Source organism: Arsenicicoccus cauae, from assembly GCF_009707125.1.
Classification (GTDB): Bacteria; Actinomycetota; Actinomycetes; order Actinomycetales; family Dermatophilaceae; genus Arsenicicoccus; species Arsenicicoccus cauae.
Map to the genome: position 1 here is coordinate 1 of NZ_WLVL01000015.1, position 1,456 is coordinate 1,456.

Genomic DNA, 1,456 nt, shown 5'->3' on the forward strand with positions numbered 1-1,456 from the left:
GAGGAATAGTCAAGACCTGTGGATTGATGTGTCAGGCGGCGTGAGCGTGACCTCCTGATTCGTCGGGTCGTTCGACGAGCTTGCCGTTGCTGAACTCCGCGCCGGCACGGACGAGCGCAACGAGGTGGGGTGCGTTGACGGCGCGCCAGCGGGCCTGGGCGGACTCGATGAGCTTGAACGCCATGGCGATGCCGGCGGCGCGGGAGCCGGGGCCTTTGGTGACCCGCTGCCGGAGCCGGACGGTGGCGAAGGTCGACTCGATCGGGTTCGTCGTTCGTAGGTGGATCCAGTGCTCGGCGGGGAAGTCGAAGAAGGCGAGTAGGACGTCGAGGTCGTCGACGACCTTCGCGACGGCCTTGGGCCACTTCGCGCCGTAGTTGGCCGCGAACGCCTTGGCTGCGGCCCGCGCGTGGTCCTTGTCCTCGGCGTTGTAGATCTCCGCCAGGGCGGCCTTCGCCCCGGGGTGCGCCGACTTCGGCAGGGCGGCGAGAACGTTGCCGAGCTTGTGCCACCAGCAGCGCTGCTCCTTGGTGTCGGGGAACACCTCGCGCAGCGCCTTCCAGAACCCCAATGCACCGTCCCCGACGGCCAGCACCGGTGCGCGCATCCCGCGGCGCTTGCAGTCGCGGAGTAGGTCGGCCCACGACTCCGAGGACTCGCGGAATCCATCGGACAGGGCGACGAGCTCCTTGGCGCCGTCGAGGCGGACGCCGATCATCACCAGCAGACACACCTTGTCCTGCTCGAGGCGGACCTTGAGGTGGATGCCGTCGACCCACAGGTAGACGTAGTCGCTCTCGGCGAGCGACCGGTTGCCGAACGCCTTGGCGTCGTCTTGCCACTGGACGGTGAGGCGGGTGATGGTGGCCGCAGACAGGCCTGCGGCGGAGCCGAGGAACTGCTCCAGCGCGGGCACGAAGTCGCCGGAGGACAGGCCGTGCAAGTAGAGCAGCGGGAGCACCTCGGCCACGCCTGGGGACTTCCTCGCCCATGCGGGCAGGATCGCCGAGGAGAACCGCTTCCGCTCCCCGGTGGCCTCGTCGATGCGCTTGTCGTTGACCCGCGGCGCACGCACCGGCACCGCCCCAGCCGCGGTCGCGACCTCCCGCGGGTCGTGGAAGCCGTTGCGGACCACCAGCCGGTGCCCGTCCTCATCGACCTCGTGCTGGTGTGCCTCGACGTAGGCGGCAACCTCGGCCAGAAGCGCCGCCGCGAGCATCTGCCGCGCACCGTCGCGGGCGAGCTCGTCGAGCAACGACCCACCGACGGCCGCCGGGACGTGCTCCTGGGACCCGTTCTCCTCGTGGACTATCTTGAACATGGACGTACCTTCCCGAGCCGGCGCGTCAACGCCGACCACGATCCGAACTTGAGCATGGGCTTCGATCTTGCTCGGGAGGTACGTCTCCTCTACGTCACCTCGCCGAGAGCCATCCACAGGTTCTGATCATTGCTC

General features: G+C 68.5%; 1 protein-coding gene. It reads right to left on the reverse strand.

The genetic code is table 11. From position 1 onward, the window contains the following. Positions 1–31: 31 nt before the first annotated feature. Entirely contained in the window at positions 32–1,321 is a 1,290-nt protein-coding gene (locus GGG17_RS02740; protein WP_154592268.1) for an IS256 family transposase, read from the reverse strand. Positions 1,322–1,456: the final 135 nt, after the last annotated feature.

Excerpts from the sequence above, each read along its gene's own strand:
- GGG17_RS02740 (WP_154592268.1), bottom strand. The coding sequence starts at position 1,321 with ATGTTCAAGATAGTCCACGAGGAGAACGGGTCCCAGGAGCACGTCCCG.